Annotated in this window: 11 protein-coding genes and 1 CRISPR repeat array (1 of these 12 cut by a window edge); of the genes, 5 read left to right on the forward strand and 6 right to left on the reverse strand. The window is 71.6% G+C overall.

The genetic code is table 11. The features are described 5' to 3' along the window. Nucleotides 1-1,369: a CRISPR direct-repeat array (repeat unit 28 nt; unit sequence GGGACCAACCCCGCACGCGCGGGGACCA); it begins 8 nt to the left of the window's first position. A 222-nt stretch (nucleotides 1,370-1,591) separates the two neighbouring features. Both NBY69_RS20435 and NBY69_RS20440 read right to left on the reverse strand, forming a co-directional pair. Beyond that, nucleotides 1,592-3,379 carry a peptide chain release factor 3 gene (locus tag NBY69_RS20435; protein ID WP_308409492.1) on the reverse strand — a complete coding sequence of 596 codons (1,788 nt, stop codon included), beginning with the start codon at nucleotides 3,377-3,379 and terminating at the stop codon, nucleotides 1,592-1,594. 48 nt (nucleotides 3,380-3,427) lie between these two features. Continuing rightward, the gene (locus tag NBY69_RS20440) at nucleotides 3,428-3,919 is read right to left on the reverse strand and encodes a MarR family winged helix-turn-helix transcriptional regulator (protein WP_250302487.1); all 492 of its coding nucleotides are present in this window, start codon (nucleotides 3,917-3,919) and stop codon (nucleotides 3,428-3,430) included. A gap of 255 nt (nucleotides 3,920-4,174) precedes the next feature. On the opposite strand from NBY69_RS20440, the gene lgt reads away from it, so the two are divergent. The 5 genes from lgt (at nucleotide 4,175) to NBY69_RS20465 (ending at nucleotide 8,181) form a co-directional block, all read left to right on the forward strand. After that, a complete protein-coding gene (lgt, locus tag NBY69_RS20445; protein WP_250302488.1) occupies nucleotides 4,175-5,224 on the forward strand; it encodes a prolipoprotein diacylglyceryl transferase in 1,050 nt (349 codons plus the stop codon). 2 nt (nucleotides 5,225-5,226) lie between these two features. Next, nucleotides 5,227-6,072, forward strand: a complete 846-nt coding sequence (locus NBY69_RS20450; RefSeq protein WP_374211310.1) for a phosphatase PAP2 family protein — start codon at nucleotides 5,227-5,229, stop codon at nucleotides 6,070-6,072. Nucleotides 6,073-6,414: 342 nt separating this feature from the next. Continuing rightward, entirely contained in the window at nucleotides 6,415-7,113 is a 699-nt protein-coding gene (locus NBY69_RS20455) for a hypothetical protein (protein WP_250302490.1), read from the forward strand. Further along, nucleotides 7,100-7,708 carry a Fic family protein gene (locus tag NBY69_RS20460; protein WP_250302491.1) on the forward strand — a complete coding sequence of 203 codons (609 nt, stop codon included), beginning with the start codon at nucleotides 7,100-7,102 and terminating at the stop codon, nucleotides 7,706-7,708. Before NBY69_RS20455 ends, NBY69_RS20460 begins: the two co-directional genes overlap by 14 nt. A 173-nt stretch (nucleotides 7,709-7,881) precedes the next feature. Next, entirely contained in the window at nucleotides 7,882-8,181 is a 300-nt protein-coding gene (locus NBY69_RS20465) for a hypothetical protein (RefSeq protein ID WP_250302492.1), read from the forward strand. Between the two features lie 268 nt (nucleotides 8,182-8,449). Here the strand turns inward: NBY69_RS20465 and NBY69_RS20470 are convergent, their stop codons facing one another. The 4 genes from NBY69_RS20470 to NBY69_RS20485 form a co-directional block, all read right to left on the reverse strand. Then, nucleotides 8,450-9,994 (reverse strand): MFS transporter, encoded by a 1,545-nt coding sequence (locus NBY69_RS20470; RefSeq protein ID WP_250302493.1) that lies wholly within the window; start codon nucleotides 9,992-9,994, stop codon nucleotides 8,450-8,452. Between the two features lie 255 nt (nucleotides 9,995-10,249). Next, entirely contained in the window at nucleotides 10,250-10,918 is a 669-nt protein-coding gene (locus NBY69_RS20475) for a response regulator transcription factor (protein ID WP_250302494.1), read from the reverse strand. Then, nucleotides 10,915-12,117, reverse strand: coding sequence for a sensor histidine kinase (locus NBY69_RS20480; protein WP_250302495.1), 1,203 nt, complete (start codon nucleotides 12,115-12,117; stop codon nucleotides 10,915-10,917). The genes NBY69_RS20475 and NBY69_RS20480 overlap by 4 nt, the downstream gene beginning before the upstream one ends. Nucleotides 12,118-12,427: 310 nt before the next feature. Further along, nucleotides 12,428-13,504, reverse strand: a complete 1,077-nt coding sequence (locus tag NBY69_RS20485; protein ID WP_250302496.1) for a D-alanine--D-alanine ligase family protein — start codon at nucleotides 13,502-13,504, stop codon at nucleotides 12,428-12,430. Nucleotides 13,505-13,564 lie beyond the last annotated feature (60 nt).

The following is a 13,564-nucleotide window of genomic DNA, read 5'->3' on the forward strand; positions in this document are numbered from 1 at the left end:
CCCTGCGCGCGCAGGGACCAGGGGAGCGGACGACTCGTGTCTGATCTGCGGCTGGGAACAACCCCGCACGCGCGGGGACCACTTCACCCCGAGCACGGCGGGGCTCGACTTCGCGGGACCAACCCCGCACGCGCGGGGACCACCCGTAAGGCGCCTTACGGTGCCCCATGGCCGTGGGACCAACCCCGCACGCGCGGGGACCACCGCTCGGTCCGAACCCGGCCAGGACGCTTCCGGGGACCAACCCCGCACGCGCGGGGACCACAGCTTCTGAACATCGTCACCACTGTTGATCCTGGGACCAACCCCGCACGCGCGGGGACCACCCCCGGCCACCCGCCGACGATCCTGATGCGCCGGGACGCGGGACCAACCCCGCACGCGCGGGGACCAGATGGCCGGGACCCTGGACGGATCCGACTCCTGGGGACCAACCCCGCACGCGCGGGGACCAGCTCTGCCCGTACCTCGTTGGCGTTGACCTCCCGGGACCAACCCCGCACGCGCGGGGACCAGATCAGATCGCGGAAGTCGCGACTCGGGCCGGAGGGACCAACCCCGCACGCGCGGGGACCAGAGTTCCCCCATCGTGGTGACGTTCAGTGCATGGGGACCAACCCCGCACGCGCGGGGACCAGCATCGTCGTCCTGGACGAGTATCCGAAACTCAGGGACCAACCCCGCACGCGCGGGGACCAGACAGCCGGCGCCCGCGTTGTTCTCGACACCACGGGACCAACCCCGCACGCGCGGGGACCAGAACGGATCGGAGGGGCAAAGCCAGTCGGCAGGGGGACCAACCCCGCACGCGCGGGGACCAGCATCGCTGCGCGATGGGCAAGGGACGCGCAGCGGGACCAACCCCGCACGCGCGGGGACCAGCCGTCGTAGCCGCCCAGGAAGCCGTGAGCGCCGGGACCAACCCCGCACGCGCGGGGACCAGAGCATCGCCCGGCGCAGATCCTCCACGTGCTCGGGACCAACCCCGCACGCGCGGGGACCAGCCCCGGTGCCCAGCTCGAACCCCGCCACGCCCGGGACCAACCCCGCACGCGCGGGGACCAGCGGATCGCTTGCTCTCCGCCCAGCTGGTCGAGGGGACCAACCCCGCACGCGCGGGGACCAGTCAGGCCGTCCACTGTTACGGCTATGCGTGCTGGGACCAACCCCGCACGCGCGGGGACCAGCAGTCGGCATGGGGCAGTCCTTCGCGCTGAAGGGGACCAACCCCGCACGCGCGGGGACCAGGAGTCTCTAAGGGGTTTAGAAAAAGGGGTCTAGGGACCAACCCCGCACGCGCGGGGACCACTCCCCCGGCGCAGCCTCCATCTCTCTCTCGTCGGGACCAACCCCGCACGCGCGGGGACCACAGGGCGTGACCTGCGACGTTACTCAGCGGCGTGGGCGTTTTTGCTTACTTCTAAAGATTCGCCCACTTTTCGCATTACCGGCATAAGGCGCCGCCCTCCCGGTTGTCCCGCGCCTGCCGCCCATCCAACCAGCTTCGAAGTGCCGAGCAGAGCCGATCGCTTCAGGTCAGGGTCTCCACGGAGTCGCGGCCCCCGGCCGCGACCCCCAGGTCCCCGCTCCCTCAGTCGTGTGCCGCCAGCAGGTGTTCCAGCCGGGCGTTCGGGAAGGCCCGTACGAAGGAGTTCGCCTGCCAGCGGTCCGGGAACAGGGCCAGGACCTCCTTGTCGCGGACTCGGGTCAGGGCCTCGCCCTGGACCAGGCGGGCGCCGTTCAGGGCTTCGCCGCCGGCGGCGTCCGTGGAGCGGGCCAGGTGGTACGGGAGGAACTCCAGGCGCACCGGGGAGGAGAACTCGTTGGCCATGCGGTGGGTCACCACGTCGAACTGCATGGGGCCCACCGCGGCCAGTACCGGTGACTGCTCGCCGCGCATGTCCGAGGTCAGGACCTGGACCACGCCCTCCTCGTCCAGCTGTGCGATACCGCGCCGGAACTGCTTGGAGCGGCTGATGTCGACCGGGCGTACGACCGCGAAGTGCTCGGGGGCGAAGGTCGGCATCGGGGGGAACTGGGCGGACGGGCCGTCGTACAGGGTGTCGCCCACGCGGAGCGCCGCCGCGTTGCCCAGGCCGACCACGTCGCCGGGGTACGCGGTGTCGACCATGGAGCGGTCCTGGCCGAAGATGCTGTGCGCGTACTTGGTCGCGAACGGTTTGCCGGTGGCGGCGCGGGTGACGGTCTCGCCGCGTTCGAAGGTGCCCGAGCACACGCGCAGGAACGCGATCCGGTCCCGGTGGGAGGGGTCCATGTTCGCCTGGACCTTGAAGACGAGCCCGGAGAAGGGCGCGTCGACCGGGCGGGTGCCGCCGCCCTCCAGCTCGCGGGCGCCCGGGGCCGGGGCGAGGTCGACGAGGGCGTCGAGCAGCAGTCGTACGCCGATGTTGGAGACCGCGGCGCCGAAGAAGACCGGGGTGGACGTGCCGGCCAGGAACGAGTCCCGGTCGAACTCGGCACCTTCCAGCTGGAGGAGCTGCAGTTCCTCGGAGGCCTGCTCCCAGTACTCGCCCTCCTCGGCCGCGGCCCGCTCCGCCGGGATCATCTCCTCGACGGCCTGGTGGGCGCCGCCGGGGGTACGGGTGTAGCGCAGCATCCGGTCCGGCTCGCGGGCGTCGACCAGGCCGCGCATGTCACCGGCGGTGCCGACCGGCCAGATGACCGGCGTCGGACGCAGCCCGAACTCGCGCTGGATCTCGTCCAGCAGCTCCAGGGCCTCCCGGCCGGGGCGGTCCCACTTGTTGACGAAGGTGATCACCGGGATCCTGCGGTGGCGGCAGACGTCGAAGAGCTTGCGGGTCTGCTCCTCCAGGCCCTTGGCGGCGTCGATGAGCATGACCGCGCAGTCCACCGCCGCCAGCACCCGGTAGGTGTCCTCGGAGAAGTCCGCGTGGCCCGGGGTGTCGAGAAGATTGAGCACCCGGCCGCGGTGGTCGAACTGGAGCACCGCCGAGGTCACCGAGATACCTCGGGCCTTCTCCATCTCCATCCAGTCGGACGCGACGGCCCGCCGGCCCGATTTGCCGTGCACCGCGCCCGCCTCGGTGATGGCGTGCGCGTGCAGGGCCAGGGCCTCGGTGAGGGTCGACTTTCCCGCGTCGGGGTGGCTGATCACGGCGAAGGTACGCCGACGGGCGGCCTCCCCCGCAGGCGTACCCGGAGCGGCAGCCGCGGGGGCCCCTGCTGTTCCTGGAGCCGCCGTCGTCTCCGAAGCCGTCGCCTCTGAAGCCGTCGACCCCGGAGCCGCCGACTCCGCCCGAGCCGGGCCGCTCTCGTTGTCCGTAGCAGTCCCGTACGTCTGCACCCTCGCCACCAGTCCCTTGTCCGTCTGAACTATCAGTGTGCGGCAAAGGACCACCGGGCCGGTACCGGCGGTCGGTGCGAGGAGCGCAGGGACGGGCGGCGGTCAGGTGCCGCTGTCGTCCAGCTGCTCGGCGATGCGCAGCAGCGCGGGCAGTGCCGCCCCGACCGCCGCGCGGTCCGGGCCGTCCAGGGTCGCGAGGGCCGTTGCCAGGCGGCGCTCGTGGGCGTCGGTCCAGGCTTTCAGCTGGTCGCGGCCCGCGGTGGTCAGGGTGACGACGGAGGCGCGGCGGTCCTCGGGGTCCACCGCGCGGGCGACCAGCCCACTGGTGATCATCTGTCCGACGAGACCGCTGACCGTGCTGTTGGCCAGGCGCTGCCGGGCCGCGACGTCGCTGATCCGGGTCGGGGAGTGCTCGGCGAGGACCTGGAGAAGCTCGACCTGCGCCATGGGGAGGGTTTCCCAGGGGTAGTCGGTGCGGATCGAGGCCCGGAGCGCGCGTCGTAGCCGGGTGACGGCCTCGGTCAGGAGGCGGGCGTCCGGGACGTCGTCCCCGGGAGTGGGGCCGGAGGCTTGGCTGCGGGGCTGCGGCGGCATGGGGTCAGATTAGACGGGCCGGTGTGCGGGCGGGGGTGGCGTCGTGCCGGATACCGTTCTGCCTCGTAGGGGGTGGTGTCGTGCCGGGACACCGTTCTGCCTCGTAGGGGGTGGTGTCGTGCCGGATGCCGTCCGCCTCGTACGGGGGTGGCGTAGTTACCGGACACCGTCCCTAATGCTTCGGTGTCCGATGTAATGTCGGGCAGGTCCTTCCGGGAGCCGTCGCCGGAATCGCACCGTGTGAGTGGTGACCTCATGATGTTGGCGTACATTCCCAGTCCGTCCCAAGGGGTCTGGCACCTCGGGCCGGTGCCGATCCGCGCGTACGCGCTGTGCATCATCGCGGGCATCTTCGCCGCGGTGTGGCTGACCGGCCGGCGCTGGGAGGCGCGCGGCGGCAATCGCGACGACATCGCCGACATCGCGCTGTGGGCCGTGCCCTTCGGCCTGGTCGGCGGGCGGCTCTACCACGTGATCACCGACCCGGAGCTGTACTTCACCGCCGGGAAGCAGCCCATCAGGGCGCTGTACGTGTGGGACGGCGGGCTCGGCATCCCGGGCGCCGTCGCGCTGGGAGCGGTCGGCGCCTGGATCGGCTGCCGCAGACGCGGTGTGAGGCTGGCGGACTTCGCGGACGCCGCTGCCCCCGGTCTCGTACTGGCCCAGGCGATGGGCCGGTGGGGCAACTACTTCAACCAGGAGCTGTTCGGCAGCCCCACCAACCTGCCGTGGAAGCTGCTCATCGACCCGGCCCACCGCCCGGCGGGCAGCCCCGACGTGGCGTTCTACCATCCGACGTTCCTGTACGAGTCGCTGTGGGACCTGGGCGTGATGGCGCTGCTGCTCTGGCTGGACCGGCGCTACCGGGTGCGCCGGGGGCGGCTGTTCGCCACGTACGTCCTCGCGTACACGGCGGGCCGTGCCTGGATCGAGGCGCTGCGCGTCGACCACGCCAACCACTTCCTGGGGCTGCGGCTCAACGACTGGGTGTCGGCCGGGCTGTTCGTCGGCGCGCTGATCTATCTGTACGCCACCAGGCGCGCGCAGCCGGACGGATCCCCGGACGGATCCCCGGACGGATCCCCGGACGGATCCCCGGACGGATCCCCGGACGGATCCCCGGACGGTTCGGACAGGCCGTCGGGTGGTTCGGACAGGCCGTCGGACGGCTCGGAGGGGCCTTCGGGGGAATCCCGGGAAGGGACCGACGGGTCTGCGGACGGGTCTGGGGGCGGACCCTCGGACGGATCCCCGGAGGGCAGCGATGCGGCCGGGGCCGGGGCCGAGGGGGCGGAGGAACGGTGACGATCAGCACGACAGCGGCGACCGCGGGCCGTGCGGGACGGCGGCTGGGACCGCTGCTGCCCGCCCGGCTGCGCCCGTCGGGTCGCCCCCTCCTCTGGCTGGAGCTGGCCTTCACCGCGATCGGCTACTGGGCGTACACCCTCTCCCGCAACGCGGTGCCCACGCACCGCGGGGCCGCGCTGCACCGGGCGCACGAGATCTTCGACACCGAGCGCCTGCTGCACATCGACATCGAACGCACGGTCAACCACGCGGCCGATCACGTCACGTGGCTGATCGTGGGGATGAACTACTACTACGCCACGCTGCACTTCATCGTGACCATCGGTGTCCTGGTCTGGCTCTACGTCCGCCACCCCGGCCACTACCGCTCCGCACGCACCGCGCTGTACGCGGCCACGCTGTTCGCCCTCGCCGGGTTCGTGTTCTTCGCGCTGGCACCGCCGCGCTTCCTCGCCGGGCAGGGGTTCATCGACACCGTGGTCAAGCACCACACCTGGGGGTCCTGGGCCTCCGGTGATGTGGCGTCGCTCTCCAACCAGTACGCCGCGATGCCCTCGGTGCACATCATCTGGTCCGCCTGGTCCGGTGTCGCGCTGGCCTTCCTGGCCCGCCGCGCGTGGGTCAGGGTCCTCGGTGTCGTGTATCCGCTGGCGACGTTCACCGTCATCCTCGCCACGGCCAACCACTTCGTCGCGGACGCCGTGGCCGGGGCGCTGACGCTCGCGGCCGGCTTCCTGGTCCAGCGGCTGCTCACCGGGCGGCCCGCCTATGCCCGGCGGGAAGTCGGTCCGGCAGCCGGTCCAGCAGCCGGTCCGGCAGTTCGTCCGGTCGTGCCGCCTGTCTGACGGCGTTGTCCCGTCTCATTCGATCTTGCTCATGAGCAAGGCCGTGACCTGCGCGGATGCAACGGCATGTGAGATGGGTTCAGGTGGAAGTCTCAGATGCCGTTGCCTCTCAGATGTACTTCGCGGCGTGTGTCTCAGTTGACGTTGTCGGTTGCTGCGACTCTCGGCGTGTTGTCGGGTACTGGGCTGGTTCCGGCTCGGAAAATCGTTCGCCAACTCGGGGTCTGTGAGCCGAGACTGATGAGCCCATCACAGCGGACGGAAGAGCGGCCAGCACTGACGTACAACCGAGACACCTTGCCCTTCCCCGAGAACCTCGTGCCCCGAGCCCCTGATCAGGGCATGCACCACTGGGAGGGTCTCGACCCGGACCGTCACCCGTTCACCTGGGACGACGACGAGGAAGCCCGTCTTCGCGCGCTGGTGCGCGAGTGGGTGCCACCCGTGCTCTCCGGCATGAGGGGCCACTGGGAGGGCGAGTACTGGTGTGCAAGCCAGGTGGACGCGATCATCAGGGAGCGGTACGGGAACTGGGCTCAGGGATGGAACTGGTGCTACCGGTACGGCGGGCCCATTGGCAGCTGGGTCACCGGGGCAAGCTCGGTGACGACCCCCGATGAGACCGCGGCAAGCGTCGTGGCCGCGCTGTTGGAGTGGCGGGAGTGGTTGGAGAGGATGGCTCAGCGCTTCGCGGAGCTGGCGCCGCCACCAGAAGCCTCTCCCGAGGATCGCAGCTGGCATCTGGAGCGGGCCTGCGTCCGGCTCGTGACACTCGCGCTGGACTCGGGAGCCGAAGGCGGTTGGCACGGGCAGGCCGCGCGGGTCCTGCGCTGGTTCCTCACCACCACCGGCATGGGGCAGGCCGAGGCTGAGCAGGCGGTGGAGAGTGCGATCGGCGGCCGGTTCAAGAGCTGGGTCGCCCCTGGACGGACGCTGATCGAATCTGTCGGCGAGGACCTCGCCGTCGGCCTGACCGGCCATGCCCCCTATCGGGACCAGCGTGAGCGGGCGGCCCTGGAGGATCTCCATGACCGCTACTGACAGCCTTTCGACCTGGCTGCGCGTGCGCCGCGAGACCGACTGGCAGCAAGCACCCGCCCTGCGGCGGGGGTTGACTGTGCGCGATGGGTTCCGGGCGTGGTGCGAAGGGCCAGTCCGCCAGCGCGACGCCGTCCGCGCCGAGCGCCTGCTCGCCGCCCACACTCTGGCCTGCGCCGATGCCGCACGCCGCGCCCCGCTGGATTTCGCCCTCCTGGCCAGCTGGCAGCGCGAGGTCCTCGGCGGGGTGGAGGCGCCATTCCGTGCGGCGGACGCCTATGCGAAGGCCGGCCGCGAGCGCTACGGCCTGACCTCACGGACCCAGGCTGACTTCGCCGCCTACCTGCGCGAGGCGACCGACCAGGGTCTCCCGCTGGCGGCCCGCGCGGCCCGCGTGTACCTCGACGTGGCGTTCTTCCATCCTTTCACCGACGGCAATGCCCGCTCGGCCCTGCTGACCTTGGTCCACGTCCTGGCCTGCGAGGACATAGTCCTTTCGGAGGTCGGCCCTCTCCAAACAATCCGCTACGCGGACGACCCGGCGGGCGCCGCTGACCTGGCCACTCTCATCGGCGTGCTCAACCGCCGCCGGTGCTGAAGTCTTCAGGGTGAGGATGCTGTAGGTGTCGGACCCCTCAGTAGTCGTCGTGGAGCGCCGTGCGCTGGCGGTAAGCGGCTTGCCGACAGCGGGCTGAGCAGTAGCGAGCGTCTTGACGTCGGTCGTTGCCGCTCGTCCAGGTGACGCCGCATGCCGGGCACTCCACCTTTTGCATGGAGGACGAGGGATCGCTGAGTGCGCGCTGGTGCTGTTCGAGCCTCCAGTTGCGTGATCTGCATGCGGTTGAGCAGAACCGCGTCCTCGAATTTCGGGCCTTCAGTTCGTTGCCGCAGTTGGCGCAATGGCTCCGGCCGAACCGGCCGCAGCTTCTCGAAGCCCAATGTCCAGCACGCCGCGAGCGATTCGCGACGACGTACCAGGCCCTCATCGACGTACGCGACGTCGAACTCAGCCGGCTCGGCCACTACGACATCCATCAGCCCACCCACTGCAACGAGACGTATCCGTACTGATCCGAGGAAGCCACAGGCAAGCGGCTGTCAGAGCCCGAAGCGGGCTCAAACCGCTCTTGAGGGGGAACGGAACGTGAGACACCGCAAGATCAACGACAACATCCACAGAGACAAAGCTGCCTTAGCGGCAACGTCATCTGAGACGCCAGACTTCTCGTCGACTGGAGGCGGCAACGGAGCGTGAGACCAGCTGCGAATCCAACAAGGTCACCTGTAGACAACGACAACGCTGCGTGAGACGGGACAGGCGTCGGCCGTACGCGGTCCGTCACCGTGACGCGGAGGCGTCACCGTCCCCGCGGCCGTCCCCGGGGCCGTCCCCGCGGCCGTTCCCGGGGCCGTCCCCGCGGCCGTTCCCGGGGCCGTCCCCGCGGCCGTTCCCGGGGCCGGGGCCGAGCCGGGCGGCGAGCACCGCGGCTGCGGACGCGGCCAGCAGGACGAGTACGGCCCAGCGCGGCCCGCTCAGGTGACCGCCCGACGGGGCGAGATGCAGGGCGAGAGCGACCAGGGCGACACCCAGTGCGGTGCCCAGGCCGCGGGCCATGTTGACCAGACCGCCTCCGGTGCCGGAGGAACTGGCCGGTATCGCGCCCATGATCAGGGTGTTGTTGGCCGGGGTGAAGGTGCCGAGGCCCAGCCCGAGCAGGGCGAGCAGCGGCACCAGCACGCCCACGGTCAGCGGGAGTACGAGCATCGCGGCCAGCGCCGCCGTGCACACCAGGGCCCCCAGGGTGCAGCGGCCCCGGTTGGTGACGGCGCCGGGCAGGACCCGGTCGGCGCCGGTCGCCGCCAGGGCGAACCCGGCGGGCAGCGCCGTCAGTACGGCCCCGGCGGTCACCTCCGACGAGCCGGACGCGGTCAGCACGATCGGGACCAGCGCCAGCGGGCCGAACAGCACCAGGTACCCGCACAACGCGCCCAGCAGGCCGGACGAGACGGCCCGTACCCGGAGCAGCTCCAGATCCAGCAGGGGTGTCGCGGCCCGGCGCTGTCGCCGTACGAAACCCCAGCCCGTCGCCGCGGCCACCACGAACAGCGCCACCACCGCCCAGCCCGGAACCGGCAGGCCCGAAGCCGCGGAGATGCCCAGCAGCAGCGCGGTCGTGGAGGTGCCCAGCAGCGCGAGACCGGGCCAGTCGAACCCGGCGGTCCGTCGGCGGTTGCGGGTGCGCGGCAGCAGGTAGTGGCCCGCGACCAGGGCGATCACCCCGATGGGCACGTTGATGCCGAAGACCCAGCGCCAGCCCAGCGTCGAGACCAGCAGCCCGCCCACCGTCGGACCCAGCGCGAGGCCGAGCGCCTGCGCGGCGGCCTGCACGCCCAGCGCGGTCCGCATCTTCGCCCGCGGTGCGCTGCCCGCCACCAGGGCCACGCTGTTGGCCTGCATCATGGCCGCGCCCGCGGCCTGCACCACCCGGAACGCGACGAGTACACCCAGCGACGGCGCCAGCCCGCAGGCGGCCGACGCGGCGGTGAAGACCACGAAGCCGTAGAGGTAGAACAGCTTGCGGCCGTGGGCGTCGGAGAGCCGCCCGACCGGTACGAGCAGGGCGACGAGCGTCAGCAGATAGGCCAGCGAGACCCACTCGACGGCCGCCAGCGAGGCGTCGAACTGCCTGCTCAGGCTGGTGTAGGTGAGGGTGACGATGCTGGCGTCCAGCTGCCCCATGAACGCGCCGAAACAGACCGTGATCACCGCGAGCCACCAGGCACCCGGGCGGTTGCGGATCCGCTCGGGCCGCGCCCGTTCCCGTACCAGGACGGCGGGCCAGGCGGGGGCGTGCGCCGGGCGGAATCGCGTCCGGGAGGTCATGCCGTCGCCTGCGCGGGACAGTGGTTCATGTCTTCAGGTTACATCGGTAACCGAACTATTCGGTGTGCGACGATAAATCTCCCCGTGAGGCACTGAGGCACTGAGGCACTGAGGCACTGAGGCACTGAGGCAGCGAGGCAGTGACGCAGTGACGCAGTGAGGCAGCCTGGCCGCAGGGTGGTGCGGGTGCGGGTGCGGGTGCGGGTGCGTCAGCGTCTGCGGGACGGGCGGTCAGCCGCGGCCGGCGCCGGCGGATCAGCTCCTGCGCAGCCCGTGGTCGTGCGCGAAGACCACGACCTGCACGCGGTCGCGCAGGCGCAGCTTGCGCAGGATGCCCCCGACATGGGTCTTCACCGTCGACTCGCTGAGGAAGACCTCCTCGGCGATCTCGGCGTTGCTCAGCCCCCGGGCGACCGCTTCGAGGATCTCGCGTTCTTTCTCGGTCAGCGTGCCGTACTCGGCGGGCAGCGGACGGCGGCGGCCGAGCCCGCCGTCCAGCAGGGTCTGGAGGTCGTCGGGGAGCAGGACCGCGTTCCCGGCGTGCACCGTACGGACGGCGGCCCGCAGGAAGTCGGGGGTGGCGTCCTTCAGCAGGAACCCGCTCGCGCCGTGGCGGATCGCGGTGGCGGCCCGGTCGTCCAGGTTGAAGGTGGTCAGCACGATGACCCGCACCGGCCGGGAGCGGCGGGCCGCGGCCTCGGGCGCGCAGATGAGCCGGGTCGCCTCGACGCCGTCCATCTCGGGCATCCGGATGTCCATGAGGACGACGTCGGGCCGGGTCTCCTCGACCATCCGTACGGCCTGGGCACCGTTCCCGGCCTCTCCGACGACCTCCAGGTCGGGCTGGGTGTCGATGCTGATGGCGACGCCGGACCTGAAGAGTTCCTGGTCGTCGACGAGCAGTACCCGGATGGGCTGCGTCATGTGCTTCCTCCCCGTTGCCCCACGGGCATCCGTGCGGTCACGGTGAACACCATTCCGCCGTTTCCGTCGTCCTTGCGCAGTGTCCGCAGCCGCCCGCCGACGGCTTCGAGGCGGCGCCGCATTCCCGTCAGGCCGATGCCCGCCATGGACCGGGCGGGGCGGCCGGCGACGGCGTTGCCGACCTCGATCCGCAGCTCGTCCGACCCCCAGGCGCGCAGCACGGTGATGGGCGCCGAACTGCTGCCGTGCTTGAGCGCGTTCGTGAGCATCTCCTGGAGCACCCGGCAGGCGACGGTGTCGAGTTCGGGGGGCAGCGGCCGGGACGCCCCCTGGACGTCGCTGCGTATGTCGTGGCCACCGCCCCTGACCCCTTCGATCAGACTCTCCATGGTGCTGCTCGACTGCGAGGGCGCTCCCGGCTCCGCCGACAGCACGTGCCGTACGTCCCCCAGCGAGCGCCGCGCGGTCGCCGAGATCGTCGCCATGGCTTCCCGGATGCGGGCCACGTCCTCGTCGCCGAGGGACTGCGCGGAGTCGGCCTGCGCCAGGATGACGGTCAGCGAGTGCCCGACCACATCGTGCACGTCGTGGGCCAGGCGGGTCTGCTGGGCCCGCAGTTCCGCGATCTCCTCGGCCCGCAGCGCCTGGGCCTCGGCCTGCTCCCTGCTGGCCAGTGAGGTGCGGTAGCGGGCGTCGACCCGCAGCAGCAGGCCGATCATGTACGGAACGGTCAGCGGCGCCATCACCGACAGGTATCTGTCGATCGAGCCCAGCGAGGGCGCGTACCAGGTGAACGGCGACAGGTTGAACTCGACTCCGACCGGGCCGCTCACGTGGACGTAGACGACGGCGCAGACGGCGCCCACCGGGATGGAGATCCCGCCCGCCCACACCGTGCCGGTCCGTCCGTGCCGGGCGATGCCGTACGCCACCACCACGGCACCGAGCTGCACCAGTGCGACGTCCGAGCGGTTGGCCACCTGCACACCGGCGGTCAGCCAGACGAGCGCGAGCGCCCAGGCCGGTCCGATCCGGTAGAGGGCGACGGCGGCGCCCATGCCGAGCGCGACGACCGCCTTGCTGGGGAAACCGGCCGTGTCTCCGTGGGACGTGACGGTGGCGGCGAGCCCGAGCGCGGCCACGGCGGCTCCCGGCGCGAGATCGAGCCAGACGGGCCGGGCGGGACCGCGGAAATCCATCGCCCTCACGGTCGGACCGCCGCGTCGCCCGGCTCTGCCGGACAGGACCTGGCGGCGGTCGGCCGGGCGGAGACCGGTGTGTGCGTGGGTGCCGGCGGCCGGGCGGAGACCGGTGTGTGCGTGGGTTCCGGCGGCCGGGCGGAGACCGGTGCGTGCGTGGCCATGTCGGGGCCTCCGATGCGGTACGGGGGAGCGTGGCCCCGCCGGGTACGGACGGTGGCGGCGTCCGGGGCGTTTCGCCACGATACCGTCGTGCCTTTCGAGGCGCCCCGGACCCCGGTGAGGCCCCCGCGCACCGGATTCCGGACTCTCATCCCGCCCGGCGCTCGCGCCCGTGACGGTGCAGCGCGCCGTTGACCAGCACGTTCAGCAGCTCGGGGTAGGGCAGCCCGACGGAGGAGAACATCCGGGGCACCTGGGACTCCGCGGTCATGCCGGGCATGGTGTTCACCTCGTTGAGTACGAGTTCGCCGTCGCTGCCGAGGAAGAAGTCGAAGCGGGCGACCCCGGCGCAGCCGAGTGCGTCGAACAGGGCGAGCGACGCCGATTCGAGGCGCGCCCGCTCGGTCTCCGAGATCAGGGCGGGCAGCCGGAAGTCGGCCGTGCCGTCGTACTTGCTGTCGGTGTCGAAGAGCGCCCCGGACCCGACGACGATCTCCAGCGGCGGACCGACCGTCCGGCCGCCGTTCCCCGCGTCGAGCACCGCGATGTCGATCTCGCGGCCCTCGACGAACTCCTCCACCAGCACCCGGCTGTCCAGCCGGAGCGCCCGGGAGACCGCCTCCGCCAGCTGGGCGGGGTCGTCGACCCGGGTGACCCCGTGGCTCGATCCGGCGCTGACCGGTTTGACCACGACCGGCATGGCCGACGTGACCGGGTCGGCCGCAGAGGTGACCAGGACGGCCCGCGCGGTGCGCAGCCCCAGGGCCTCGGCGACGAGCTTGGTGGCCCACTTGTCCATGGCCAGCGCTCCGGCGCCGACCGGGGAGCCCACGTAGGGGACGCACGCCAGCTCGCACAGCGCGGCGAGCGTGCCGTCCTCGCCGAACGGGCCGTGCACGGCGGGGAACACGACGTCGCAGTCCGCGATCGTCGCCAGCGCCTCGCCGAGACCGGCGGGGAAGGCCTTGCCGTCGGGGCCCGACCAGCTGCCGTCCCGGCCGATGGTCAGCTGTACGGCCTCGAAGGTGTCCGGGTCGAGCGACGCGACGACCGAAGCGGCCGTGGCGAGCCCGACCTCGTGCTCGCAGTTGCGCCCGCCGCCGATGACGGCGACGCGGGTCCGCGGGGCGGGGGCGGTGCGCGCCCGTACGCCCGCATCCGCCGCTGCGGGTCCGTTCGCTGCGGACTGGTGGTTGGCCAGGGGGCCGTTCGCCGTCTCGGGCACGGTCGTGTTCCTCTGCTTCCTGCTCTGCGTGTTCTGAACGCTCTGTGTGTTCTGGGCGCT

It is taken from the genome of Streptomyces sp. A 4/2 (assembly GCF_940670765.1).
GTDB lineage: Bacteria > Actinomycetota > Actinomycetes > Streptomycetales > Streptomycetaceae > Streptomyces.

Excerpts from the sequence above, each read along its gene's own strand:
- NBY69_RS20440 (WP_250302487.1), bottom strand. The coding sequence starts at position 3,919 with ATGCCGCCGCAGCCCCGCAGCCAAGCCTCCGGCCCCACTCCCGGGGAC.
- lgt (WP_250302488.1), top strand. The coding sequence starts at position 4,175 with ATGATGTTGGCGTACATTCCCAGTCCGTCCCAAGGGGTCTGGCACCTC.
- NBY69_RS20455 (WP_250302490.1), top strand. The coding sequence starts at position 6,415 with ATGCACCACTGGGAGGGTCTCGACCCGGACCGTCACCCGTTCACCTGG.
- NBY69_RS20460 (WP_250302491.1), top strand. The coding sequence starts at position 7,100 with ATGACCGCTACTGACAGCCTTTCGACCTGGCTGCGCGTGCGCCGCGAG.
- NBY69_RS20465 (WP_250302492.1), top strand. The coding sequence starts at position 7,882 with ATGGAGGACGAGGGATCGCTGAGTGCGCGCTGGTGCTGTTCGAGCCTC.
- NBY69_RS20470 (WP_250302493.1), bottom strand. The coding sequence starts at position 9,994 with ATGACCTCCCGGACGCGATTCCGCCCGGCGCACGCCCCCGCCTGGCCC.
- NBY69_RS20475 (WP_250302494.1), bottom strand. The coding sequence starts at position 10,918 with ATGACGCAGCCCATCCGGGTACTGCTCGTCGACGACCAGGAACTCTTC.
- NBY69_RS20480 (WP_250302495.1), bottom strand. The coding sequence starts at position 12,117 with ATGGATTTCCGCGGTCCCGCCCGGCCCGTCTGGCTCGATCTCGCGCCG.